This is a genomic window from Mesorhizobium sp. WSM4836 (assembly GCF_055811815.1).
On record NZ_JBVVQF010000019.1, the window covers coordinates 70,529 to 92,615 of the forward strand.

The window sequence follows — 22,087 nt, forward strand, 5'->3', positions numbered from 1 at the left end:
TCGTGGCATCGGGCGCGACCACCCTCATAGGCTTCGACAAGGTCTGGAAAAGCTATGGCCAGGGCGAAGCCCGGGTGCATGCGCTGGCCGGCGTCGACCTCACCATCAGGCGTGGCGAATTCGTCGCCATCATGGGGCCGTCCGGTTCGGGCAAATCGACGGCCATGAACATCATTGGCTGCCTCGACACGCCGACCGCCGGGACCTACAGCTTCGAAGGGATCGACGCCGGCCGTCTCGACCGCAATCGCCGTGCTGTGCTGCGCAATCTCTATGTCGGCTTCGTCTTCCAGGGCTATAATCTCTTGCCGCGCACCACGGCCGCCGAGAATGTCGAACTGCCGCTGATCTACCGCGGCGTTGGTGCCCGCGAGCGCCGCGGCCTTGCCATGCAGGCACTTGCCGAGGTCGGCCTTGTCGGCCGCGAGCATCATACGCCGGCCGAGCTGTCCGGCGGCCAGCAGCAGCGCGTGGCAATCGCCCGCGCCATCATCACCAGGCCAACGCTGCTCGTCGCCGACGAGCCGACCGGCAATCTCGACACCGCACGCACGCACGAAATCATGGAACTCCTGACGCAACTGAACAGCGATCTCGGCCTGACCATCGCCATGGTCACGCACGAAGCCGATGTTGCCGGCTATGCCGAGCGCACGATCCATTTCCTCGATGGCCATGTCGCTTCGGACACGGCCAGTCTCGAAATGGGCTGAATCATGATCTGGGAAACCGTCCGCCTCTCGCTCCGCTCCATCCGCCGCAACGTGTTGCGCTCGTTCCTGACGCTGCTCGGCATCGTCATCGGCGTCGCCGCCGTCATCGCCATGCTGACCATCGGCTCGGGCACCACCGAGAAGGTCAAGTCCGATATTTCCAAGCTCGGCAGCAACCTGCTCGTTATCCGTTCCGGCCGTCCCGCCGGGCCTGGCGGACCTGGAGGGCTCGATCAGGTCGTCCGGCCTCTTGCCTATAAGGACGTTGCAGCGCTTGTCGCGCATCTGGACGGCGCTCGCGCCATCGCGCCCGCGTCGCAAAAGCAGGTGCGCGCCATTTTCGGCACCGAAAGCCTGACCTCGGGCGTTACCGGCACCGACAGCGCCTATCTCGATGCCCGGGACTGGAAGCTAGTTTCGGGCCGCCCGTTCAGCGATTCGGAAAGCCGCTCAGGGACCGGCGTCTGCCTCATCGGCGAGACGGTGCGCCAGCAGTTCTTCGGTGCCGGCGATCCCGAAGGCGAGATCATCCGCGTCAACCGCACTTCTTGCAAGATCATCGGCCTGCTGGAGCCAAAGGGCTATACCGGCTTCGGCCAGGACCAGGACAATGTCGTGCTGATGCCGCTCGCAGCCTATCAGCGTCGCATTGCCGGCAATCGCGACATCGATTCGATCTATGTCGCCGCCGACGACAATACGCCAACCACGGTGCTGCAGCAGCGCGTCGAGGACATCTTGCGCGACACACGCCGCATCACGCCCGACCGTGACGATGATTTCTCGATCCGCGACATGACCCAAATCGCCGACGCCATGGCCAGCGCGACCACCACGATGACCGGCATGCTCGGCGCTGTCGCCGGCGTCAGCCTGCTCGTCGGCGGCATTGGCATCATGAACATCATGCTGGTCTCGGTAACCGAGCGCACCCGCGAGATCGGCGTCAGGCTCGCCATCGGCGCCCACGAAAAGCACATCCTCATCCAGTTCCTGGTCGAGGCGACGGTGCTGTCGCTGCTTGGCGGAATCATCGGCATCCTGATCGGCCTGGCGCTGGCCGGCCTCGCGTCGGTAACGCTGACGATCCCGTTTGCGCCAAGCCCGGCGGTCATCCTGCTTGCGGTCGGCTTCTCCGCGCTGATCGGCATGGTGTTCGGCTTCTTCCCGGCGCTGCGCGGCGCACGGCTCAACCCCATCGACGCACTGAGGCATGAATAGAGCGTTGCAGCAAATGTCGCCTCGCGACGCTGCCGATTTTTTATGCAACCTGCCCTTGTCGCAGCACAATCCACAATGATAACAATGCTGTTGGGGATTAAGGGGGGAATAAATGGATGAGCAAGAAAGCGCGACTGGCTTTGGCGATAGTGATCGTCGAAGCTGCCTTGGCAGGACTTTGGTGGAATTTGATCCGTTATGGAATGGACAATCCCGATCGCGTCACCGCTGACTTCCAGCAGGTAATTGGGCAAAAGATGGGAACGGCGATGGGGGCGCTCCTTGGCATTGGCGTGCTCTTATATTTTATCGCCGCCCGCAACGACCGCAAGCCGGTCGGGCATAGGACGCATCGTTAGTGCATTCTTTCTAATCCTTGCCCGCAAAGTGCCATTCGATCAGCGGTCTCATATGCGGCATCAGCCCGTCCGGCAGGTCGGCGGCATTGCGAATGATGACAGGGCCTTCGATTTCGGGCTCTGCTTCGGCGGCGACGAAAGCGTCGATCCGTTGCGCCAAGTCGTCGGCGGAAGCGGTCTCGCGGTAGCGGCGAAAGATCACCGTGCCGCTTGCCGTCGACAGGGCGTAGTGGCGCCTGCCGCGTGTCGCGGCTGACAGGTCGAGACCGGTCTCTTCGCGCACCTCGCGGATCATGTTGAAGTCGACGTCGACAAGGCCGTCGCGGAAATCGGTCGGCTCGAACGAGCCGGCGGCGAAGTAGACGCGCCCGGCATTGACGGTATGCGGCGCCATGCGGATCGCCACCAGCGCATTGTCGCCGGCGACCAACATGGCATGGGCATAGGCGTGCTCGGCCCCGGCCACCTGTCGATTGCCGCGCCAAAGCATGAAGGTCGAATAACGCACCGCATGGCAGCGGCCGACGAGGCGATTGTCGCGGTAGCTGAGAACGGAAAGCAGCACCACGGTCCCGTCGAAAAGCGCCGGCCTGGCTGCGGTCTCACGCCGCCAGTTCGCGGCGATCGCCTCGGCATTATCGCGCTCGAACGGATGCGGGCCAGGATCGAGCCTGACGTCGATGGCATCGACCGGCAGGATGACGTTGCGCGGCAGGTCGAAACTCACGCCTGTCTCACGCCATGTCGAGGGCAATTGCTACCGGGCAATGGTCGGATGCTTTCGGCCGGTCCCATCCGGCGCGTGGAAAGCGCTCGACCTCCTGACCCGCCGGAAAAATAGTCCGCCAAGGCTGGCCGTTGCGGATGATATCGGGAACAGCGGTGGCGTTCTGCCTGGCCAGCGCCCTCGACAGAAGGATGTAGTCGAGCTGGCAGAGATGCCGCTCTTCCGGTCCGCGCGTGTGGTAGAAAGTCCAGCGGTCCATTTCCGGCCGCCGCTCGACCGTGTTTTCGCAAAAACCGCCGGCAGTGAGCACGTCGATGCAGGACCGGGTCTCGTCGATGACCTCGAAGCGATAGCCGTCGACGGCATCGCCGGTAATCTTCACGCGCTGCCGATAGTCGTTCATGTCGCCGCAGATTGCCCAGCGCTTGTCGGCGGCATGGTCCTTGCCGAAGCGCTCCTCGATGATCCGGCGCACCGCTTGCGCCTCGGCGATGCGCAGCGGCATTGTTGCTTCACGGCCGTCGAAGCCGTTGCGAGGCGAGCCCATCGACTTGAAATGCACGAGATAGAGCGTCAACGGCGCGCCAGCCACGGTCAGATCGATTTCCAAGCAGTCTCGCCGGAAGATGCGTTCATTGGCCTGGTGACCAAGTGCTGCCAATTCCGCCGTATGCAGCCCGAACTGCTCGAACGTGACATAGGCGTAGCTGGTCATGCGCACGAATTCGATCGGCTGGCCCTGCGCGGTCTCGTTGCGCATCATCACGGCGACGTCGATGCCGCGCGAATCATTGCCGGCGGTGGTGTATTTCTGCCGGTAGCCTTGCCCCACCATTTTGAACAGATAGCCATGTTCGAAGGCCCTCAATGCCTCGATATTGTCGACCTCCTGCATGCAGATGATGTCGGCGCGGGTGGCCGCGATCGCCAGTGCCGTCAACTGCCGCGTGTCGTCGGATTGGGCGATGGCCCGCGCCTGCTCGAGCATCTTGTATTCGGCCTCGCTCTGGATGTCGAAAAGCGCCAGCGTGCGATCTTCGTTGAGCTGATTACGGTATCCGGAAAAATCGAACCTGTTCATCAGGTTTTCGACGTTGAAGGTGGCAAGGCGCAGCGACATGGCTTTGACCTTTGCCCTTAAGCGCGCCCGAAAACAAGGGCGCAGAAACCAGGCGGCTCAGATCGATCTCGCGCTCGCCATGGTCGACGGAACCTTTTTGTTCATCTTCCGTTCAGAGTGAAAGTTCCACTGTCGAGGTAGTCCCTCGGGCGTGGGGCGCGTAATCTCATGGAGAGTGAAATGAACTCGCTCTTGTTTTCCTCTGTCAGATCCGGGGTGATGGCCTTGGGTCTCGTGGCGGGCCTGACGGTTCCGACCGTTGCCGGCCCGATCCTGCAACCGGACGTGTTGGTGACGGCCAAGGCCGCCTGGCCGAACTTCGTTCCGGTCCGCGACGAATGGGCTGGCGGCAACGACCGGCAGAACTATGAATGGCGCTGGCGCAACCGCGGCGGCGATAACTGGGGACGGCGTTCCGGCAATTTCGGCGAGCGCCATTTTTCCCGCAACTGGAACGGTGGCAACTGGAACCAAGGCAACTGGGACCGTGGCAATTGGAACGGTGGGCGGCACTGGCGCCATTATCATGGCCGGCACTACGGTGGCGGTTATTATGGCGGTTACCACGACGACAACGGCGCCGCCGCGCTTCTCGGTTTGGGCCTTGGGTTCGGCCTTGGCAGCCTGTACCAAGGCTACTACAACCAGGGCTATTACAACAACGGTTACTATGCGCCGCGCCGCTATTATCGCGCAGGGCGGCTTTCCAGCGCGCATGTCCAATGGTGCTACAATCGCTACCGGTCGTACCGCGCCTGGGACAACACGTTCCAGCCCTATGACGGGCCGCGCCGGCAATGCTACTCGCCCTATAGCTGAGCAGGCTGACAACAAGCATAATTCGGCGCCGTGCTTCGCGGCGCCTTTTTCTTCCAGCCAGGAACCGCGAAAATCGTCCAGCCTCCACTGGTGATAACGCTATTTTTATCAGGCAGGTCTAATAATCCTCCCGATCAGAACGCCCGAAACGCGAAGATCGCTGGATTGCGTGCGATGGCTGAAGACGAACAGAGAGGCAAATACCGGCAGCGCGTCCTCAAGGGCGCGACGATCCTGAACGGCATGACCAATTCCGAGGTCACCTGCACAATACGCAACATGCATTCCGGCGGCGCCGAATTGAAGGTCTCGATCGACGCGCGCGTGCCAGATGAGTTCCTGCTCTATGTTCCGACCGACGGCATTGCCTACAAGGCGGTGGTCCGCTGGCGCCGCGAGGATCGCGTCGGCGTGATGTTCATCGGCACCGAACCAAAGCCCAGTTGGCACTACGGCTGAGCTCTGCGGCGCTATCCGGGTGGCAGGACTTGCAGTGTCTGCTCGTCAAACAAAGGCTCATCCTGGCCGACGCGAACGAATAGAAGCTTTCGCAGTTCGGGTGATTGCACCTCGAAATACTGAATGCCGTCCGGGGCTTCGCCCCATTCGCCGCACGGCGCTTCGCTGACCTCGTCAGGGTTGGCCACCGCTTCCAATTCCTCGCGATAGGTAGCATCGGGACTGACGACATAGCGCATAATGCCCGCGGGCGTGGCCCCTTCGGTGTAAGGCATGAGCGCGCAACGTGTGCTGACAGCCTTCTCGGTCTTCTGCGAGTATATGCGCTGCAACGCAGCGTCGGCGGCTTCGCCGGGCAGGATATCGAAGACTTCGACGACGGGATCGGCCGGTCCGCCATCGCTGTATTTGATGGCAAGAGCATTGCCGCCAAGCTCGAAATGGATCCGGCGAAAACCGAAATCGCAGCGCTGCACCCAGGCAGCCAGTCCGACATCCTTGTCCGCCAACCGTTCCCAGGTGCATTTGTCGACAGGCGGACGCGACGGCTTGCTTTGATCGGCACGCGCCCCGGTGGCCATGGCCAGAAGGACTGGCAGGGCGCAGATGCAGGCCGACAGTCTCTTGCTATTCATCGCCGCAACCCGACAAGGTAAAGGCGTCCCAGGCTGAACCGTCGGGATTTGCTTTGGCGAAATCGGGCCATTCGGTAAAAATCGCCCCAAAGTCAGGCAACAGCAACCCTGTCGGTGCCGGCGAGGCTTCGCGGGAGCTCAACTGCTCGGCACCGCCTGCATTGAACGCATAGACCTGCCCGTCCCACACTCTGCACAGCCCGGTGCCGTCCTCGAGACCCGCCTCGCGATCGTCGTCAGTGCAGGTGTGCCGGATCGTACCCACAGGAAACGAGTACTTGCCATTGGTCCAGGTAATGTCCGACGGCAGACGAATGTCGGTGTTGGGCACGATCAACGAAAAGACCTCCGTCGTCAGCGCAGCCGGCTCGCGGTCTATGGGCCGGAACTGTATCGTCGCTCCCGAACGGGGCTCGCGATAGGTCGCATGGCTGAGTGAACATTCTGTTGCGTTCGCTGCTTGCAACAGGCTCAGCATGCTCAGAAAAATAGCTGCTGCTGTGCGGCTGATCATTTAAGTCCCTTGGAGCAGCATCATTGTGAAGTTTGAGCATCGATGCTTTAGCATGGCCCAAGGCCACGTCGAAAAGAAAGAATCGATCATGCGAAATCTCTTGATGCTCATTTCGATCCTAGCATTTTCGTGCGGCCACGCCTTCGCCGCGGAACAGTATGTGGGCACGTGGTCCGGAGACAGATCGAACTGTACCGCCGTTGCGGATGTTCAACGCCAGACTGTCTACGCATTGGACCCCGAGGCACTGTCGGTTCCTGCTTTCGGCTGCGAACACGCAACGTTTCGCAAGACACCCACAGGCTGGGTGGCGCGGGCCAGCCAATGCTACGGTTCTGATGCCGCGATCGAAGAGCCGTTCTCCCGTGTCATCCATATTGTTGTCGACGGTGCGACGGTGAGATTGACTTGGCCTGGCTTCGACAGCGGAGTTCTTGTCAGATGCTGAAGACAAGCGCCCTTCCTCTGGATCTACAGCGTCTAGGAAAGAAGCTTCAGCACTAGATCACCCCGACGAGCAGCGCGGCTCCACCAAGGAAGCCAACGGCGCAGACCCACAGGAGCCAAAGCCCGCTCACCCTGCATTCGAGAACCGCGGCAGCCGGATTGGCGGGATCGTAGTGGACCTCGACCTTGTTGCCCTCGAGGTAGCGCTGCGATTGACCGCTGACGAGGCTCGGCAGCGAAGCCGTCACGTTTGCGCCGAAAGCGATGCGATCGGCGGCGTAACGCTGGCCGTCGACGCTATAGCTGTAGACGATGCGGGATTTGAAGACTGTTCGCCAGGGCCGATAGCCGCCTCCGGACCTGTCGCGGGTCTCGAATTTCTGCAGGCCCGAGGCGTCGATGCGTCCTGCGGTGATGGGCCATTTCGCGGCCTGCTCCGCCAGCGACTTCTGGGCAAAGCCCATGCGCAGGACAAATAATCCCATGAAAAACAGCAGGGCCGCGGCGCCGAGGTTCTGTGGCTTGGGCAAATACGGCCGGATCGCTTCCAGGACGCCGCCGACGGAGAAAACCAATACCAGCGCGCCGACCACCAGCCCGGCCGAGAGTTGGACCATGAATTTGAAGGAACCCTCTGGCATGGTGCGTTCGATCACGGCCTTGGCTGGATCGGCCGGATTGTAGAAGACGGTTACGCCGGCCCCGTTTGGAAATTTCGCAAGGGTTTCCGCCACGGCAAAGTTTCCAAGGTTCTCCTGCACGCTGTAGTGCGAACTGCGAAACTTTTTGCCGTTCACCTTGTATTCGAAGGTGATCGCCGGGAAGTTGCGGATTTCAGTCGACCCTCTGCTGTCCGAACCAGATCCCGAACTGGTCACCTCGCGAGCCTCGATCCGCGACGAGATGATCTTTCCCGGCGTCGGGGACCAGCGGCTGACCGTCCTCACCTCCCACCACTTCAGGAAGGTGACGAGGGAGAGCATGCCGGCAACCGCGCAGACAAACCCGATCAACAGAAATTTGAGTTCCACTCTCACCCCCTTGGCAATTTGTGCCATGCCCCGCACACGCATACCACGACAGCGAGAATAGCGCGCCTGCCGAGAAATCCGTAAATGACCCATAACGCAAAAGGGCCGGCGGATCGCTCCGCTGGCCCTTTTTCACGACGGTGAGATTCGTGATCAGTTCTTGGCCTTGTCGACCAGCTTGTTCTTGGAAATTGCCACGCGCCCGCGGGGCGAAGGCCGAGGACGCGTAACGAAACGAACGTGGATTTCCTTCAGTTCTTGGCCTTGTCGACCAGCTTGTTCTTGGAAATCCATGGCATCATCGCGCGCAGCTTGGCGCCGACTTCCTCGATTTGATGGCTGTCGTTGTTGCGGCGGATGCCCTTGAAGCGTGACATGCCGGCGCGGTATTCCTGCATCCATTCCGAGGTGAACTTGCCGGTCTGGATATCCTTCAGAACGCGCTTCATCTCGGCCTTGGTCTCGGCGGTGATGATGCGCGGGCCGGAAACATATTCGCCCCATTCGGCGGTGTTCGAGATCGAGTAGTTCATGTTGGCGATGCCGCCTTCGTAGATCAGGTCGACGATCAATTTGACCTCATGCAGGCACTCGAAATAGGCCATTTCCGGCGCGTAGCCGGCTTCCACCAGCGTCTCGAAGCCGGCGCGGATCAATTCGACCAGGCCGCCGCACAGCACAACCTGCTCGCCGAACAGGTCGGTCTCGCACTCCTCGCGGAAATTGGTCTCGATAATGCCTGAGCGGCCGCCGCCGACGCCACAGGCGTAGGAGAGCGCCAGGTCGAGCGCATTGCCCGAAGCGTCCTGGTTGACCGCGACCAGGCACGGCACGCCGCCCCCCTTCTGGTATTCGCCGCGCACCGTATGGCCGGGACCCTTCGGCGCGATCATGACGACATCGACCGAGGCTTTAGGCTCGATCAGGCCAAAATGCACGTTGAGGCCATGGGCGAAGGCGATCGCCGCGCCATCGCGGATGTTTGGCGCGATCTCGGATTTGTAGATGTCGGCCTGCAGCTCGTCGGGCGTGGCCATCATCATCAGGTCGGCCCACTTGGCGGCATCGGCCACGCTCATCACCTTGAGCCCATCGGCCTCGACCTTCTTGGCCGTCGCCGAGCCGGGCTTGAGGCCGATGGCGATATTCTTGACGCCGGAATCCTTGAGGTTGAGCGCATGCGCCCTGCCCTGGCTGCCATAGCCGATGATGGCGACCTTCTTGCCCTTGATCAGGTTGAGATCGGCGTCGCGATCGTAATAGACACGCATTTTTCTTCCTTCCCGTTTATGATTCAGAGGCCTTATGGCCGTTTTTTGCTCCGAAAAGAGCGAGAAACTGCTGCGTCGCCCGCGCGGCATCACCGCCGATCGCCGCCTCAGTCAATTCCAGCCGGTCGCCGAGCAGCAAGCGGATCTGCACGTCGCGGGCGACCAGCCCGAAAAAGGTGCGGAACGCCGTCTCCGCGTCGGAAAACTCGAGAAACCCGGCCTGTCTGCCAGCCTCCAGCACCGGCTTGAGGCGTCTGGCCAGTGCAAATCGGCCGTTCTCCAGCACGATGGCGCCGAGATCGTCCTTTCCATCCTTGCGCTTGGCTGGGCCAGCATGGCCGACCGCCACCCGGTTCAGCGCGATCGACGTATCGCTGGAAATCACCTTGAGCCAGTCCGAAGCGAAGCGTTCGAGGCTCGCCGTCAGCGAGGCAAGATCGAGCCCCTTGCGGTCGACCGGCACCACCCGCACCTTGGACGCCTGCCATTGTACCGTTGCCGTCAACAGCCCGTCGCGACCGCCGAACCATTTGTAGAGCGTCTCCTTCGAACAGCTCGCCCGCCGCGCCACGGCGGTCATGGTCAACCGATCGCCTTCTTCGACCAGCAGGCGAAGGGCGGCGTCGAGCACGTCCTTCTGCCGCTCCGTCAGCGCCTCGCTGGTCTCGATGTCGGTCACAGCGTGCAACACAGTCTTTCCTCGGGAGGCGAACTCACCCGCAGTTCAGATACGAACTCTACGCGTACCGTACGTTACGGTTCGGCTTTATGGCGTATTGCCCGACCCGGCGCAAGCCCTTATTTTCTGTTGTTTGCTCCATGCGGGGCATCGCGGGAGACATGAATCATGCTCGCCGGATTGCTTGCCTTGACCGTTGCCGCAGTGTTCGCGGGCGCGGCTATCTACGTCAGCGTCGCCGAGCAGCCGGCGCGGCTTCGCCTCGACGAAAAGGCATTGCTGCAGGAATGGCAGCCTTCCTACAAACGTGGCGCCGCCATGCAGGGCTCGATCGCCGTTATCGCCTGTATTCTGGGCCTCGTCGCGTGGTGGCTGACCGGCAATCTCGCTTATCTGGTCGGCGCCGTGCTGATCATCCTGCCTTGGCCATGGACGCTGCTGGTGATGATGCCGGCAAATAGGTTGCTGGAGGCGATGGACGCTAGCACCGTCAATCCTGAAGCTCGGACATTGATCGTCAAATGGGGCAATCTGCATAGGGTCCGCGTCGGGCTTGGCGTTCTGGCGACGCTGGCATTCCTCTGGGCCAGTGCCTGACCTCGCAGATCCGCGTTGTCTTCGCGCCGAAGGCGTGTCACTCCAGGGCAGGCAGATCTCGCAGGCGCCCAAGCAGAGCTGATAGCGTGTCGAGCTCGTCGTTGGAAAGCCTGCCGCCGACCAACTCCGCGATCGAGCGGCCGTAGACGGCCCACATGCGGCGGCGCGTCTCGCGTCCCTTGTCGGTGACGCGGACTGTTTGCCCGCGGCCGTCATCGGCAACTGGAAGCTTCTCGACCTGCCCGCCGGCTTCGAGCCGCGCCAGCAGCCGGGAGATGTTATACTGCGCAAACAAGGTGCGCTCGGTGAGCTGGAACGGCCGCAATCCGCCTTCGCCCGCCTCGGCAAGCTCATGCAGGACGTCGTACCAGGCAAGCGGCGGCAGACCACTGTCCTTCAGCGCGTCCTCGGCTCGTTCCAACAACTGGCGCGAAACCCGCATCAGGCGGGCCCAGGCTTTGATGGCTGGAGGTGAAGGAATCCCGGTCATGGTTGCATCGTAAGCGATAGATGCAATTGCATCAAGCTTGACGATCGATGCAAATGCATCTAGATAGATGCAACCGCATCAATCATGAGAGGTAATTCCGATGAAGCATGAAATCTGCAGGATCGCCGACATTCCGGAAACAGGCAGCCTTATCGCTGCGTTTTTCGGCCGCGAGGTCCATGTCTACCGCAGCGGCGAGCGTATCCGCGCCGCCGCCAACATCTGCCGGCATTTCGGCGGCCCGCTCGACTGCAAGGACGGCAAGCTCGTCTGCCAATGGCGCGGCGCCTCGTTCGACATGGCGAACGGTGATCGCCTCGAAGGCCCGGCGCCGAAGGGCTCCCGCCTGATGTTCCTCTCCGCCCGCGTCGAGGACGGCGCATTGAACTATGTCTGGGGAGAGTGAGATGACCGCCAAGCTCATCCTCGTCAGCCATCATCTTTGTCCCTATGTGCAGCGCGCGGCGATTTCACTTCGCGAAAAGGACGTGCCGTTCGAGCGCATCGCCGTCGATCTCGCCAACAAGCCTGCCTGGTTCAAGGCGATATCGCCGCTCGGCAAGGTGCCACTGCTTCGCGTTGAGCATGACGGCCAGGAAACGCTGATCTTCGAATCGGCGGTCATCCTCGAATTCCTCGAGGAAACCCAACCCAATCCGCTGCATCCCACCGGTCCCTATACCCGCGCCCGGCATCGGGCCTTGATCGAGTTCGGCTCGGCAATCCTCAACGCCGTCGGCCGCTTCTATTCAGCGCCGACCGAAAGCGCCTTCCTCGCCGAAAGCGGGGCTCTATCGGCAATGTTCGATCACCTGGAAATGGAACTGGCGAACGGCGCGGCTGGGCCATGGTTCGCCGGCGAGCGCTTTTCACTGGTCGACGCGGTCTACGGGCCGATTTTCCGCTATTTCGACGTCTTTGACCGAATTGGCGATTTCGGCATCCTGGACCGAAAGCCGCATGTCGAGGCCTGGCGCAGGGCATTACACGAACGCCCGTCCGTGAAGGACGCGGTCGCTTCCGACTATGCGCAGCGCCTCCATGCATTCTTGCAAGCGAAGGGTTCGCACCTTTCGGAAATCATCCGCCAAGGTGATTCGACCATAGCGCTTCCGCAAGCACGATCGGCTTGAATTGATTGATCACGCCGACCACCGTAGCGGCAACAAGCTGCGGTGGAATCTGTGTCACCCTCGCCACCCGGCACTGTTTCTGGTCAAGTCGTTGTCTTCGGCTTTTCGGCTTCAGCCCTCGGCAGCATCGAAAACCTTCCGCGCCTCGCGTACAGCGCCGTGATTGAGCTCGGCCCATTGGATCAGCTGATGCAAGGGTCCAAACATCGAGCGCCCGAGATCGGTGAGGCTGTACTCGACGCTCGGCGGTTTGGTCGGAAACACCTGGCGATGCACATAGCCGTCGCGCTGCAGATCGTGCAGCGTCTGGGTGAGCATGCGTTGTGAAATATCGGGCACGAGGCGCCGCAACTCGCCGAAGCGGTACGGCTTCTCGGCCAAGGCCTCCATCAGCAGCGAACTCCATTTGTTGCTTATGCCCTGGATCACGTCGCGAACCGGGCAATCCGCAAGGTTTCCGCCACCGCTGCCTGCTTTGTAGATCTCGAGCTTCGATCTCAGATTGACGATCTTGCCGTCCATGGCTGGTTCCCTGGCTGTGCCTACCTCCCGCAAAACTGCCTTCTTTACGAGGATGGGTCAATTCCTATTTTAGTGCTGGTCTCTTTTTGAGACTAACATATGCACCCGCCGCTCCGGCGCAACGTCAGGACCTTTCATGACCGACACCCTTCTCGTCACCGGCGCCTCCGGCCAGCTTGGCCGCGGCGTCATCAATCATCTGCTTGATACGCTCAAGGTCTCGCCTCAGCGCATCATAGCCGCCACCCGCAATCCGGAAAACCTGGCCGATCTGGCAGCCCGAGGCGTCACAATCAGGGCGGCCGACTTCGACGACACCGCATCGTTGGCCGGTGCATTTACCGGCGCCGACAGAGTTCTGATCATTTCGACGAACGAGCTCGCCCTTCCGGGCAAGCGCCTGAAGCAACATGAGGCCGCGGTCGCCGCCGCAAAAAGCGCGGGTGTTTCGCATCTGCTCTACACGTCGATGCCCAACCCGGAGCCTGGATCGCCGGTGCTGTTTGCGCCCGATCACCACGGCACCGAGCAGGCGATCAAGGCGAGCGGTATTGCCTACACCATCTTCCGTAACGGCTGGTACCAGGAGAACCTGTTCATGGCTCTCCCGCACGCCATCGCCTCGGGGCAATGGTACACATCCGCTGGAGACGGCCGCATTGCCCATGGCGCGCGCGACGATATGGCTGCCGCGATCGCCGCCGGCCTCGCTTCGAGCGCAACCGAAAGCACGACCTACACGCTGACTGGCCCCAAGGCCCACACGATGGCCGAGATTGCAGCCCTCGTCACCGAGGTCACCGGCAAGCCGATCGAAGTTGTCCAGCTTTCGGATGAAGCGCTGGCTGAGGGATTGAAGGCAGCCGGCGTTCCCGAGTCTTTCGCGCCCGTCGTCGTTTCCTTCGACACCAACACCCGCTCCGGCCGCATCAGCATGGTAACCGACGCTGTCGAGACGCTATCCGGCAGGAAGCCGCAGCCGCTGAAGCAATTCCTTGAAGCAAACAAGGCGGCTCTGACGAGCTGAGCCTCACAACGGCCGTGCCCTCAAAGGGCACGGCCATTTGTTCAGATAGCCACCTGCGTCCCGATCTCAACGACACGTCCGGTCGGGATCTGAAAATACTCCGTCGCATCGGCCGCCGAGCGCGCCAGACCGATGAACAGCTTGTCCTGCCAGACCGGCATGCCGGAATTGGGCGAGGCCTTGAGCGAGCGCCGCGACAGGAAGAAGGACGTCGTCATGATGTCGAACTTCCAGCCCTGCTTGCGGCAGATCGCCAGCGCGCGCGGGATGTTGGGCTGCTCCATATAGCCGAAGGTCAGCGTCACCCGCATGAACAGCTCGTTGACCGTCTCCATCTTGACGCGCTCGCTGTCGGGCACGACCGGCTGCGGTGCTGTCACCACGGAAAGGATGACGTTCTGCTCGTGCAGCACCTTGTAGTGCTTGAGGCTGTGCATCAGCGCCGTCGGCGCGCTCAGCGGATCGCTGGTCAGGAACACCGCGGTGCCCGACACCAGATGCGGCTTCTTCTTCAGCAGATTGCCGGCAAGGAAATCCAGCGGAATCTCGTTCCGGCGCGTCTTGTCGAACAAATAGCGGCTGCCGCGGATCCAGGTCCACATGGTCATAACGATAATTGCGGCGATGGCCAGCGAGGACCAGCCCCCTTCAAATACTTTGACTATGTTGGCGGCAAAGAAGCCGGTATCGACGAAGGCGAACACCGCCATCAAGACGACCGCGACGCCGAGCGGCCACTTCCAAATGCGCGTCATCACAACAAAAAGCAGTACGTTAGTCACCAGCATGTTGCCGGTCACCGAAATACCGTAGGCCGAGGCCAGGCGGCTGGATTCGCCGAAGCCGACCACCAGCAACATCACGACGAGCGCCAGCATCAGGTTGATGCGTGGCAGATAGATCTGGCCCGACTGTTTTTCCGACGTGTGCTGGATAACGAAGCGCGGCAGCATATTGAGCTGCACCGCCTGCCTGGTCAGCGAAAAAGCGCCGGAGATCACCGCCTGGCTGGCGATAACGGTCGCCGCCGTCGCCAGCACGACCATCGGAATAAGCGTCCAGCCCTGGTTCATCTCGAAGAATGGATGGCCGACAACGCCGCCATTTGCCAGCACGAAGGCGCCTTGCCCGACATAGTTGAGCAGCAGACAAGGGAACACGATTGCCAGCCAGGCGAGCACGATCGGCTTACGGCCGAAATGGCCGAGGTCGGCATAAAGCGCCTCGGCCCCGGTGACGGCGAGGAAGACTGCACCAACCGTGACGAAGGCGACATCGGGCGAGTTGACTAGGAACGACACGATATAATGCGGGCTGATCGCCAGCAGGATTTCCGGATCGGCGATGATGTGATTAATGCCGGAAAGGCCGATGGCCAGGAACCACAGCGCGGTGACTGGCCCGAACACCAAACCTACGCCGCCGGTGCCGAATCGCTGTACCGCAAACAGGATCGCCAGGATGGCCAGTGTCAGCGGCACCACATAGGGCTGGAAGGTCGGCGTGACGACATTCATACCTTCGACTGCCGATAGCACCGAGATCGCCGGCGTAATGACGGCGTCGCCAAAAAAAAGCGCCGCGCCGACGATGCCGATGCCGAGGATCACCGCCGAGCGCGTCGGGAAACTGTTGCGCGCCAGCGCCATCAGCGACAGCACGCCGCCCTCGCCGCGATTGTCGGCACGAAGGACGAACATGATGTATTTGATGGTGACGGTGATCGTCAGCGACCAGATGATCAGCGAGAGTACGCCGAGGATGTCGCCACGGTTGGCGACGTTGCCACCGGCTGATGCATGCAACGCCTCGCGAAATGCATAGATCGGGCTGGTCCCGATATCGCCGTAAACCACGCCGAGCGCGCCCAGCATCAGCACCTTGGTGCTGTGCTGCTCGACCTCGGAATGGCTCGATTGTTCGACAGGTTCTGCCTCGTTACCAGCATTGGTAAGGGCCATGGACGACACTCCGATAAGCGGGCGGTGCTCTACGCTTGCTGCGCTGCAATATCAAGTGCCGTCACGTAATGGCTCCGTCCCGATATTGCGAGTCCTCCGCGACTTGGCAGACTCAGTCCGATCGGCAGACCACCTGGAATGTCGCAACGGACACGCTTTTAAATAGCCACCTGCGTCCCGATCTCAACGACACGTCCGGTCGGGATTTGGAAATACTCCGTCGCATCGGCCGCCGTGCGCGCCAAGCCGATGAACAGCTTGTCCTGCCAGACGGGCATGCCGGAATTCGGTGAGGCCCTGAGCGAGCGCCGCGACAGGAAGAAGGACGTCGTCATGATGTCGAACTTCCAGCCCTGCTTGCGGCAGATTGCCAGCGCGCGCGGGATGTTGGGCTGCTCCATATAGCCGAAGGTCAGCGTCACCCGCATGAACAGCTCGTTGATCGGCTCCATCTTGACCCGGTCGCTGTCCGGCACCACCGGCTGCGGTGCTGTCACCACGGAAAGGATGACGTTCTGCTCGTGCAGCACCTTGTAGTGCTTCAGGCTGTGCATCAGCGCCGTCGGCGCGCTCAGCGGGTCGCTGGTCAGGAACACCGCGGTGCCTGATACCAAATGCGGTTTCTTCTTCAGCAGATTGCCGGCAAGGAAATCGAGCGGGATCTCGTTCCGGCGCGTCTTGTCGAACAAATAGCGGGTGCCGCGGATCCAGGTGGACATGATCAGCCCCATGCCGCAAGCGACTGTGATCGACACCCACCCGCCTTCGAGGACCTTCGCGACGTTTGCGAGGAAAAATCCGGTATCGATCGTGCCGAACAGCAGTGTGAGCGCCGCCGCCAGTGCAAGCTGCCATTTCCACCGGAACCGCATCACCACGAACAGCAGGATGGTTGTCATCAGCATTTCGCCAGTCACCGAAATGCCATAGGCGGAAGCCAGCGAACTCGAACTGCCAAAGCCGACCACCAACAGCATCACGCCCAGCGCGACCACCAGATTGACCCGCGGCATGTAAATCTGGCCAGACTGCATCTCGGAAGTATGCTGCACCTCGATGCGCGGCAGCAGATTGAGCTGGACCGCCTGGCGGGTCAGCGAGAAAGCGCCGGAGATCACCGCCTGGCTGGCAATCACCGTCGCTGCGGTGGCCAACCCAACCATGGGCATCAAGGCCCAATCGGGCAGCATCTGGAAGAATGGATTGGTGGGTTTGCCGCCGTTGGCCAGAACGAACGCGCCTTGTCCGAAATAGTTGAGGAGCAAACAAGGGAACACCACGGAAAACCATGCCAGCACGATCGGCCTGCGCCCGAAATGGCCGAGGTCGACATAGAGGGCCTCGGCTCCGGTGACCGCCAGGAACACGGCCCCGACGGTGACGAAAGCGCCGGTGGGCGTATTGGCCAGATAAGCGACCGCGTAATACGGATTGATCGCCAGCAGGACCGAGGGGTCGTCCAGCAGGTGGTAGACTCCGGCGACGCCGATGGCCAGGAACCACGTTGCCGTCACCGGCCCGAACACGGCCGCCACCCTGCTGGTGCCAAAGCGTTGCACGGCAAAAAGCATTGCAAGGATGATCAGCGTAATCGGAACCACATAGGTTTCAAGCGTCGGGGTCACCACTTCAAGGCCTTCGACCGCCGAAAGCACGGAGATGGCCGGCGTTATGATGGCGTCGCCGAAAAACAGCGCCGCGCCGCAGAGCCCGATTCCCAGGATGAGCTTGGCTCCATTGGGATAAGCGCTGCGCGCAAGCGACATCAGCGACAACGTGCCGCCCTCGCCCTTGTTGTCGGCTCTGAGCACGAAAGCGACGTATTTTATCGTGACGATGATCGTCAGCGCCCAAACGATAAGCGACAGCACGCCAAGGACGTCGTTGCGCGCAACCGGTCCCGACGATGCGTGCAGCGCTTCCCGAAACGCATAGATTGGGCTCGTGCCGATATCGCCGTAAACCACGCCCAGCGCGCCCAGCATCAAAACTCTAGTGCTGTGCTGCTCGGCCTTGGAGTGGCTGGATTGTTCGATGGGTTCTGCCTCGCTACCAGCGTGGGCAAGGGCCATGGACGACACTCCCATAGACGTGCGGTGCTCTATGCTGCGGGATGGAAAGGACGCGCTGCCGTGCCGGAACGCATGGCCTATCGGCTCGCCTCTCTCTACCAGCCACAAGCCTTCAGAAACCGCCTGACCGTTGCGGCCATGCCATACTCCAACGCATCGGCTGTCAACCCATGTCCGATCGACACTTCGGCCAATGCCGGGATGCGCCTGGCCAGTGCCGGCAAATTGCTCACCACAAGGTCGTGCCCGGCATTGACCTGGAGCCCCGCTGCCAGTGCGGCATCCGCCGTCTTTCCCAATTTCTCCAATTCCTTCGCCGCTTTTGCCGAATCGGAATGATAGCTGCCGTATGGACCCGTATAGAGTTCGATCCGATCGGCGCCGGTGTCGCGAGCGGCGTTCACGCCAGCGGGATCCGGATCCGAAAACAGCGACACGCGAAAGCCTCCCTTCTTCAGGCGCTTGACGACCGGTGTCAGGAACGCAGCCTCGGCGGCGAAGTTCCAGCCATGGTCGGAAGTCACCTGCGCCGGGTCGTCGGGCACCAGCGTCACCTGCTCCGGCTGATGCTTTTCGACAAGCGCCAGGAACTCCTCGGTCGGATAGCCCTCGATGTTGAATTCGGCATTCGGGAATTGGTCGTCGATCAGCGCCCTGATCTCAGGCAAATCGGAATGCCTGGTGTGCCGCTCGTCGGGCCGCGGGTGCACCGTCAGCCCATGCGCGCCAGCGGCAAGGGCGATGCGTCCGAGCCCTTTCACGCTTGGCCACGGCAGATCGCGCCGGTTGCGCAGCATGGCGACGGCATTGAGGTTGACGGAAAGCTTTGCAGGCATTTGCACGGCTCCAGGCTGATCTCGGCGCGCATCTATACCGTCTTTAGGGGGAACAGACAGAGGGTTTCAGGTGTTCCAAGGGGAACGAAGAAATCGAACGCAAGGAGTTCCCTGTTGAATTTTCTCGACGACGTTCCGGCGGTGCGCCGCATCGACACCGATCGCGAAGATCTCTTCGCCATCGATGTCGTCGGCCATGTCGCGGCGGCCGACGCCGAAAACCTGTTCGGATTGCTGGAGGCGGCCTACGCGCTGCACCCGAGAATCGACGCGCTGGTGCGCCTGATCGACCATGAGGGTGTCGACTGGACCGACGTATCGGACGAGACGATCGAACAGGGCATAGCTCATGCGGTAGAGCATATCAGCCGCTGCGCGGCGGTCGGTGAGCCGAACTGGATAGTGGAGGCAAGAGCGTTTTTGCCCGCCTCCTTGCCTATCGAACTCCGGCATTTCGAGGCCAAGGACGAAGCGGCCGCCTGGGAATGGCTAGGCGCCAGACCGATCGCCGAGCGCTGATACGGCCGCCCTATCGGACGATCGTCAGCCGTTCGGCCGCGCGCGTGATCGCGGTGTAGAGCCAACGCTGCCGGGTTTCCTTGAATGCCCAGCTTTCGTCGAAAAGCACGATCTCGTTCCATTGCGAGCCCTGCGCCTTGTGCACGGTCAGCGCATAGCCATAGTCGAAATCGTCGAAACGCTTCTTCTGCTGCCAGGGAATGTCAGCGTCCGGGTCTTCGAATGCCGCCTTGAGCAGCTTGATCTTGGCGACGCCGCGATCCGGGTCATCTTCCTCCGGCGAAACCAGCAGATTGATGCCGGGCTTGACCGTCTCGCGCGAAGAGGTCATCACCTTCCACAGCGAACCGTTGAGCAGTCCCTTGGCCGGATCGTTGCGCAGGCAGACCAGCTTGTCGCCGGCTTGCGGATAGTCGGCATTGAACCCTTTCAGCTCGCGCAGCCGCTGGTTATAGCGACGGCGCGTACGGTTGGTGCCGACCAGTACCTGGTCCGCCTTCAGCACCAATTCCTGGGTGACGTCTTCCTTGCCGATCACTTGCGCCGCGCCATAGTCGCCGCGCATGAACTCGCGGCCCTCGCGCACATCGAGCGCAAGCCGGATGATCGGGTTGTCGCGCGCCTGGCGATGGATTTCGGTGAGCAGAGTGTTCGGCTCATGGTCTGTGAAGAAGCCGCCGCCCGAGATCGGCGGCAACTGGCCGGGATCGCCGAGCACCAGAATCGGCGTGCCGAAGCTCATCAGGTCACGGCCAAGCTGCTCGTCGACCATTGAGCATTCGTCGATGACGACGAGCTTGGCCCGCGAGATCGGGCTTTGCCGGTTGAGCGAAAAGGTCGGCGACATCGAGGTCTTGCCGGTCACCTCGTCCGCTACCGATTCTTCGCCTTTCGGCCGGTAGATCAGCGAATGGATGGTGCGGGCATTGACCGCGCCCTTGGAACGCAGCACCTGCGCCGCCTTGCCGGTAAAGGCGGCAAACTGCACCTGGCCGTCGACATGCTCGGCGAAATAGCGCGCCAGCGTCGTCTTGCCGGTGCCGGCATAGCCGAACAGCCGGAATAGCTGCGGCTTGCCGGCTTTCAGCCAGCCGGCCACCGCCTTGAGCGCCTCGTCCTGTTGAGGAGAGAATTCCATCAGCGCGACAGACCGGATTCGCGAGGGAAAGACAAGGTGACTGCCGTCACCATCAACTTCATCGCCTGCAATCACGCCGCCTGCCACAGGATCAGGCTATCAGCGACGAACCGGAACGTAAAGAGAACAACGCCGGCCGACCGCGGCTTACCCAGCCCGTTGTGGATCGTTCTCCAGCAGGATCGGCATGCCATGCGGCGTTGCATGCGCAGCGCGTTCCCAGGCAGCGGCTATCGCATCGACATCGGTCTTCGCAGCAAGACCTTTCGAGGCAAGCAGCTTTTCCAGCGCCGCCAGCCAGTGCTCGTAATAATCGCGGCCGTTGCGCGCGGCGCCCGGCTGCTTCACCTCTGCCGACAAAGCATCCGCCCATTCGCTCCACGAAAACAGCCCGTTGTCGTGCAGTGCTACCGTCATAGCAAAGGCCTCTGCTTGCCACGGCTCGGCGAAAACCGGCGCCTCGACACCGGCGGGCAGCACGGCGGCGATTGAGCCCGTCTCACGCCGGCTCAAGGTAGCTCTCCCAGGCATCGATCGACACGACAACTGTCGGGTCGGCGCCCGCGCCCCAGATTTCGCCGCCGGTGAAGGCCACCCTATAGACCCATTGCGGGTTTTCGCCCTGGCCGTGCGCATTGGTGTCGGGAAAGACAAAGCCGTCGCGCACAGCCTCGACGACGCCTCGCTTGCCGCGTGCATAGCGCGGCAGCCTGGTGTGGCCGGTCGGATGAAAATTCCTGGTTCGCACGAGGTCGCCCGCCTTGAAACGCGGCGGGCCGGCGACAGGCCGGTCGCAGCGCCCGCCCTTGGCCAGCACCGCCGGAACATCTTTAGCCTTCAGCACCCGTTTGGGTGTCGCTGCCGGGTCAACCGCATGGCCCGTAGCCAGATCGCGGTCGCTGACGAAACCGTGGCGTTTGAGCAGCACTTCCAGCGCCTTGATCCATATCTGGTAGTAGCTGGAGGCATAATAATCCCCTGGATGCAGCGATTCCCGCGCGTGCCGACTCTCGTCGATAGTCCAGGCGCCCATGGCGCCGGCGCACAACGTCACGCCAAGCGCCCGCGCTTCCCAGGCGGCATGAAAGTATGGTTCATCCTTCTCGGGCGCGACCGGCCCGAAACCCATCTGGCCGCCGAGATCCTGCGGCCCGTTCATCCCGGCTCCCGCGCCATTGCGGTGCCGATCATGGCATCGCGCGTCACCAGATCGGCGAGCCGTACCTCATCCCAGTCCTCCGTACCCCTGGGGCGCATAGGCACCACGAGATAGCGCACCTCGGCGGTCGAGTCCCACACCCGGATTGTCGTGGTCGCCGGCAAGGTCAGACCGAATTCCTCGAGCACGCCGCGCGGGTCGATCACTGCGCGCGAACGGTAGGGCGGCGCCTTGTACCAGACCGGCGGCAGGCCGAGCACCGACCACGGATAGCAGGAGCATAGGGTGCAGACGACGAGGTTGTGTGTGTCGGCCGTGTTGAACACCGCCTGCATGTGCTCGCCTTGCCGGCCGGTGTAGCCGAGCGATTCGATGGCCGCAGTTGCATCACGCTTCAGCCATGCTGCAAACCCGGGATCAACCCAGGCCTTCGCCACCACTTTTGCGCCGTTGCGCGGCCCGATCTTGGTCCCATAGGTATCGACGATGACGTCGATCGCCGCCGGATCAATCAGCCCCTTGCGGGTCAGAATCGTCTCCAGCGCGCGCACGCGCGCCGCAAAAGGATCAAGCTCGTTGTCGTGGTCGTGATTGTGCGGCATGGCGTCAAATTACGATCGCGGACGCCCGGCCGCAAG

The 22,087-nt window shown here is 61.9% G+C and carries 28 protein-coding genes; 12 read left to right on the forward strand and 16 right to left on the reverse strand.

All coding sequences use genetic code 11. The features are described from left to right. Window positions 1-2: 2 nt before the first annotated feature. The 3 genes from AC0L2P_RS21580 to AC0L2P_RS21590 all read left to right on the forward strand — a co-directional run bounded on the left by AC0L2P_RS21580 (window position 3) and on the right by AC0L2P_RS21590 (window position 2,293). A complete protein-coding gene (locus tag AC0L2P_RS21580; protein ID WP_473503817.1) occupies window positions 3-713 on the forward strand; it encodes an ABC transporter ATP-binding protein in 711 nt (236 codons plus the stop codon). Window positions 714-716: 3 nt separating this feature from the next. After that, complete coding sequence (locus AC0L2P_RS21585) at window positions 717-1,934, forward strand: ABC transporter permease (RefSeq protein WP_473503819.1); 1,218 nt, start codon at window positions 717-719, stop codon at window positions 1,932-1,934. 116 nt (window positions 1,935-2,050) lie between these two features. Next, window positions 2,051-2,293 (forward strand): hypothetical protein, encoded by a 243-nt coding sequence (locus tag AC0L2P_RS21590; protein ID WP_473503821.1) that lies wholly within the window; start codon window positions 2,051-2,053, stop codon window positions 2,291-2,293. A gap of 10 nt (window positions 2,294-2,303) precedes the next feature. Here the strand turns inward: AC0L2P_RS21590 and AC0L2P_RS21595 are convergent, their stop codons facing one another. Next, complete coding sequence (locus tag AC0L2P_RS21595) at window positions 2,304-3,020, reverse strand: hypothetical protein (RefSeq protein WP_473503823.1); 717 nt, start codon at window positions 3,018-3,020, stop codon at window positions 2,304-2,306. A gap of 7 nt (window positions 3,021-3,027) precedes the next feature. Continuing rightward, a complete protein-coding gene (locus AC0L2P_RS21600; protein WP_473503825.1) occupies window positions 3,028-4,140 on the reverse strand; it encodes an endonuclease/exonuclease/phosphatase family protein in 1,113 nt (370 codons plus the stop codon). Here AC0L2P_RS21600 and AC0L2P_RS21605 point away from each other — a divergent pair. From AC0L2P_RS21605 to AC0L2P_RS21615, 3 genes are all read left to right on the forward strand, one after another. Then, window positions 4,139-4,261, forward strand: coding sequence for a hypothetical protein (locus AC0L2P_RS21605; protein WP_473503827.1), 123 nt, complete (start codon window positions 4,139-4,141; stop codon window positions 4,259-4,261). The genes AC0L2P_RS21600 and AC0L2P_RS21605 overlap by 2 nt on opposite strands. A 59-nt stretch (window positions 4,262-4,320) precedes the next feature. Further along, window positions 4,321-4,959, forward strand: coding sequence for a BA14K family protein (locus AC0L2P_RS21610; protein ID WP_473503829.1), 639 nt, complete (start codon window positions 4,321-4,323; stop codon window positions 4,957-4,959). 174 nt (window positions 4,960-5,133) lie between these two features. Further along, window positions 5,134-5,418, forward strand: coding sequence for a PilZ domain-containing protein (locus AC0L2P_RS21615; protein ID WP_473503831.1), 285 nt, complete (start codon window positions 5,134-5,136; stop codon window positions 5,416-5,418). Window positions 5,419-5,429: 11 nt separating this feature from the next. Here AC0L2P_RS21615 and AC0L2P_RS21620 read toward each other — a convergent pair whose 3' ends face one another. Together AC0L2P_RS21620 and AC0L2P_RS21625 are read right to left on the reverse strand one after the other, a co-directional pair. Continuing rightward, on the reverse strand, window positions 5,430-6,053 hold the full coding sequence (locus AC0L2P_RS21620) for a hypothetical protein (protein WP_473503833.1): 624 nt from the start codon (window positions 6,051-6,053) through the stop codon (window positions 5,430-5,432). Continuing rightward, complete coding sequence (locus tag AC0L2P_RS21625; RefSeq protein ID WP_473503835.1) at window positions 6,046-6,567, reverse strand: hypothetical protein; 522 nt, start codon at window positions 6,565-6,567, stop codon at window positions 6,046-6,048. Before AC0L2P_RS21625 ends, AC0L2P_RS21620 begins: the two co-directional genes overlap by 8 nt. Before the next feature lie 52 nt (window positions 6,568-6,619). Between AC0L2P_RS21625 and AC0L2P_RS21630 the strand changes: the two genes are divergently transcribed. After that, window positions 6,620-7,015 carry a hypothetical protein gene (locus AC0L2P_RS21630; RefSeq protein ID WP_473503837.1) on the forward strand — a complete coding sequence of 132 codons (396 nt, stop codon included), beginning with the start codon at window positions 6,620-6,622 and terminating at the stop codon, window positions 7,013-7,015. Window positions 7,016-7,067: 52 nt separating this feature from the next. Here AC0L2P_RS21630 and AC0L2P_RS21635 read toward each other — a convergent pair whose 3' ends face one another. From AC0L2P_RS21635 to AC0L2P_RS21645, 3 genes are all read right to left on the reverse strand, one after another. Continuing rightward, the gene (locus AC0L2P_RS21635) at window positions 7,068-8,045 is read right to left on the reverse strand and encodes a DUF3592 domain-containing protein (RefSeq protein ID WP_473503839.1); all 978 of its coding nucleotides are present in this window, start codon (window positions 8,043-8,045) and stop codon (window positions 7,068-7,070) included. Window positions 8,046-8,296: 251 nt separating this feature from the next. Beyond that, window positions 8,297-9,316, reverse strand: a complete 1,020-nt coding sequence (ilvC, locus tag AC0L2P_RS21640) for a ketol-acid reductoisomerase (RefSeq protein ID WP_473503841.1) — start codon at window positions 9,314-9,316, stop codon at window positions 8,297-8,299. 16 nt (window positions 9,317-9,332) lie between these two features. After that, window positions 9,333-10,007: a TetR/AcrR family transcriptional regulator gene (locus AC0L2P_RS21645; RefSeq protein WP_473503843.1), complete on the reverse strand. Its 675-nt coding sequence runs from the start codon at window positions 10,005-10,007 to the stop codon at window positions 9,333-9,335. Between the two features lie 156 nt (window positions 10,008-10,163). On the opposite strand from AC0L2P_RS21645, the gene AC0L2P_RS21650 reads away from it, so the two are divergent. Then, window positions 10,164-10,592 (forward strand): anthrone oxygenase family protein, encoded by a 429-nt coding sequence (locus AC0L2P_RS21650; protein ID WP_473503845.1) that lies wholly within the window; start codon window positions 10,164-10,166, stop codon window positions 10,590-10,592. A gap of 37 nt (window positions 10,593-10,629) precedes the next feature. Here AC0L2P_RS21650 and AC0L2P_RS21655 read toward each other — a convergent pair whose 3' ends face one another. Next, a complete protein-coding gene (locus AC0L2P_RS21655) occupies window positions 10,630-11,082 on the reverse strand; it encodes a MarR family winged helix-turn-helix transcriptional regulator (protein ID WP_473503846.1) in 453 nt (150 codons plus the stop codon). Window positions 11,083-11,182: 100 nt separating this feature from the next. Between AC0L2P_RS21655 and AC0L2P_RS21660 the strand changes: the two genes are divergently transcribed. Together AC0L2P_RS21660 and AC0L2P_RS21665 are read left to right on the forward strand one after the other, a co-directional pair. Next, a complete protein-coding gene (locus AC0L2P_RS21660) occupies window positions 11,183-11,488 on the forward strand; it encodes a Rieske (2Fe-2S) protein (RefSeq protein WP_473503848.1) in 306 nt (101 codons plus the stop codon). A gap of 1 nt (window position 11,489) precedes the next feature. Beyond that, window positions 11,490-12,215, forward strand: a complete 726-nt coding sequence (locus tag AC0L2P_RS21665) for a glutathione S-transferase family protein (protein ID WP_473503850.1) — start codon at window positions 11,490-11,492, stop codon at window positions 12,213-12,215. Window positions 12,216-12,326: 111 nt separating this feature from the next. Here AC0L2P_RS21665 and AC0L2P_RS21670 read toward each other — a convergent pair whose 3' ends face one another. Then, window positions 12,327-12,737: a winged helix-turn-helix transcriptional regulator gene (locus tag AC0L2P_RS21670; protein WP_352466906.1), complete on the reverse strand. Its 411-nt coding sequence runs from the start codon at window positions 12,735-12,737 to the stop codon at window positions 12,327-12,329. A gap of 136 nt (window positions 12,738-12,873) precedes the next feature. Between AC0L2P_RS21670 and AC0L2P_RS21675 the strand changes: the two genes are divergently transcribed. Continuing rightward, window positions 12,874-13,764 (forward strand): SDR family oxidoreductase, encoded by an 891-nt coding sequence (locus tag AC0L2P_RS21675; RefSeq protein ID WP_473503852.1) that lies wholly within the window; start codon window positions 12,874-12,876, stop codon window positions 13,762-13,764. Between the two features lie 41 nt (window positions 13,765-13,805). Here the strand turns inward: AC0L2P_RS21675 and AC0L2P_RS21680 are convergent, their stop codons facing one another. From AC0L2P_RS21680 to AC0L2P_RS21690, 3 genes are all read right to left on the reverse strand, one after another. Further along, window positions 13,806-15,725, reverse strand: a complete 1,920-nt coding sequence (locus tag AC0L2P_RS21680; RefSeq protein WP_473503854.1) for a potassium transporter Kup — start codon at window positions 15,723-15,725, stop codon at window positions 13,806-13,808. Window positions 15,726-15,883: 158 nt separating this feature from the next. Further along, window positions 15,884-17,797 (reverse strand): potassium transporter Kup, encoded by a 1,914-nt coding sequence (locus AC0L2P_RS21685; RefSeq protein WP_473503856.1) that lies wholly within the window; start codon window positions 17,795-17,797, stop codon window positions 15,884-15,886. Between the two features lie 95 nt (window positions 17,798-17,892). Further along, window positions 17,893-18,633 carry a pyridoxine 5'-phosphate synthase gene (locus AC0L2P_RS21690; RefSeq protein WP_473503858.1) on the reverse strand — a complete coding sequence of 247 codons (741 nt, stop codon included), beginning with the start codon at window positions 18,631-18,633 and terminating at the stop codon, window positions 17,893-17,895. A 114-nt stretch (window positions 18,634-18,747) separates the two neighbouring features. Here AC0L2P_RS21690 and AC0L2P_RS21695 point away from each other — a divergent pair, with 114 nt between their 5' ends. After that, entirely contained in the window at window positions 18,748-19,152 is a 405-nt protein-coding gene (locus AC0L2P_RS21695) for a SpoIIAA family protein (protein WP_473503860.1), read from the forward strand. Window positions 19,153-19,162: 10 nt separating this feature from the next. On the opposite strand, the gene AC0L2P_RS21700 is transcribed toward AC0L2P_RS21695, so the two are convergent. From AC0L2P_RS21700 to nthA, 4 genes are all read right to left on the reverse strand, one after another. Next, window positions 19,163-20,290 carry an ATP-dependent DNA helicase gene (locus AC0L2P_RS21700; protein WP_473503935.1) on the reverse strand — a complete coding sequence of 376 codons (1,128 nt, stop codon included), beginning with the start codon at window positions 20,288-20,290 and terminating at the stop codon, window positions 19,163-19,165. 147 nt (window positions 20,291-20,437) lie between these two features. Further along, entirely contained in the window at window positions 20,438-20,821 is a 384-nt protein-coding gene (locus AC0L2P_RS21705) for a nitrile hydratase accessory protein (protein ID WP_473503862.1), read from the reverse strand. Next, the gene (gene nthB / locus AC0L2P_RS21710) at window positions 20,790-21,449 is read right to left on the reverse strand and encodes a nitrile hydratase subunit beta (protein WP_473503864.1); all 660 of its coding nucleotides are present in this window, start codon (window positions 21,447-21,449) and stop codon (window positions 20,790-20,792) included. The genes AC0L2P_RS21705 and nthB overlap by 32 nt, the downstream gene beginning before the upstream one ends. After that, window positions 21,446-22,051 (reverse strand): nitrile hydratase subunit alpha, encoded by a 606-nt coding sequence (nthA, locus tag AC0L2P_RS21715; RefSeq protein WP_473503866.1) that lies wholly within the window; start codon window positions 22,049-22,051, stop codon window positions 21,446-21,448. The genes nthB and nthA overlap by 4 nt, the downstream gene beginning before the upstream one ends. Window positions 22,052-22,087: the final 36 nt, after the last annotated feature.

Bases quoted from the DNA above. Each gene is read 5' to 3' on its own strand.
- AC0L2P_RS21585 (WP_473503819.1), top strand. From the start codon at position 717: ATGATCTGGGAAACCGTCCGCCTCTCGCTCCGCTCCATCCGCCGCAAC.
- AC0L2P_RS21590 (WP_473503821.1), top strand. From the start codon at position 2,051: ATGAGCAAGAAAGCGCGACTGGCTTTGGCGATAGTGATCGTCGAAGCT.
- AC0L2P_RS21605 (WP_473503827.1), top strand. From the start codon at position 4,139: ATGGCTTTGACCTTTGCCCTTAAGCGCGCCCGAAAACAAGGGCGCAGA.
- AC0L2P_RS21600 (WP_473503825.1), bottom strand. From the start codon at position 4,140: ATGTCGCTGCGCCTTGCCACCTTCAACGTCGAAAACCTGATGAACAGG.
- AC0L2P_RS21610 (WP_473503829.1), top strand. From the start codon at position 4,321: ATGAACTCGCTCTTGTTTTCCTCTGTCAGATCCGGGGTGATGGCCTTG.
- AC0L2P_RS21615 (WP_473503831.1), top strand. From the start codon at position 5,134: ATGGCTGAAGACGAACAGAGAGGCAAATACCGGCAGCGCGTCCTCAAG.
- AC0L2P_RS21620 (WP_473503833.1), bottom strand. From the start codon at position 6,053: ATGAATAGCAAGAGACTGTCGGCCTGCATCTGCGCCCTGCCAGTCCTT.
- AC0L2P_RS21625 (WP_473503835.1), bottom strand. From the start codon at position 6,567: ATGATCAGCCGCACAGCAGCAGCTATTTTTCTGAGCATGCTGAGCCTG.
- AC0L2P_RS21630 (WP_473503837.1), top strand. From the start codon at position 6,620: ATGGCCCAAGGCCACGTCGAAAAGAAAGAATCGATCATGCGAAATCTC.
- ilvC (WP_473503841.1), bottom strand. From the start codon at position 9,316: ATGCGTGTCTATTACGATCGCGACGCCGATCTCAACCTGATCAAGGGC.
- AC0L2P_RS21650 (WP_473503845.1), top strand. From the start codon at position 10,164: ATGCTCGCCGGATTGCTTGCCTTGACCGTTGCCGCAGTGTTCGCGGGC.
- AC0L2P_RS21655 (WP_473503846.1), bottom strand. From the start codon at position 11,082: ATGACCGGGATTCCTTCACCTCCAGCCATCAAAGCCTGGGCCCGCCTG.
- AC0L2P_RS21660 (WP_473503848.1), top strand. From the start codon at position 11,183: ATGAAGCATGAAATCTGCAGGATCGCCGACATTCCGGAAACAGGCAGC.
- AC0L2P_RS21665 (WP_473503850.1), top strand. From the start codon at position 11,490: ATGACCGCCAAGCTCATCCTCGTCAGCCATCATCTTTGTCCCTATGTG.
- AC0L2P_RS21670 (WP_352466906.1), bottom strand. From the start codon at position 12,737: ATGGACGGCAAGATCGTCAATCTGAGATCGAAGCTCGAGATCTACAAA.
- AC0L2P_RS21675 (WP_473503852.1), top strand. From the start codon at position 12,874: ATGACCGACACCCTTCTCGTCACCGGCGCCTCCGGCCAGCTTGGCCGC.
- AC0L2P_RS21680 (WP_473503854.1), bottom strand. From the start codon at position 15,725: ATGGCCCTTACCAATGCTGGTAACGAGGCAGAACCTGTCGAACAATCG.
- AC0L2P_RS21685 (WP_473503856.1), bottom strand. From the start codon at position 17,797: ATGGCCCTTGCCCACGCTGGTAGCGAGGCAGAACCCATCGAACAATCC.
- AC0L2P_RS21690 (WP_473503858.1), bottom strand. From the start codon at position 18,633: ATGCCTGCAAAGCTTTCCGTCAACCTCAATGCCGTCGCCATGCTGCGC.
- AC0L2P_RS21700 (WP_473503935.1), bottom strand. From the start codon at position 20,290: ATGGAATTCTCTCCTCAACAGGACGAGGCGCTCAAGGCGGTGGCCGGC.
- AC0L2P_RS21705 (WP_473503862.1), bottom strand. From the start codon at position 20,821: ATGCCTGGGAGAGCTACCTTGAGCCGGCGTGAGACGGGCTCAATCGCC.
- nthB (WP_473503864.1), bottom strand. From the start codon at position 21,449: ATGAACGGGCCGCAGGATCTCGGCGGCCAGATGGGTTTCGGGCCGGTC.
- nthA (WP_473503866.1), bottom strand. From the start codon at position 22,051: ATGCCGCACAATCACGACCACGACAACGAGCTTGATCCTTTTGCGGCG.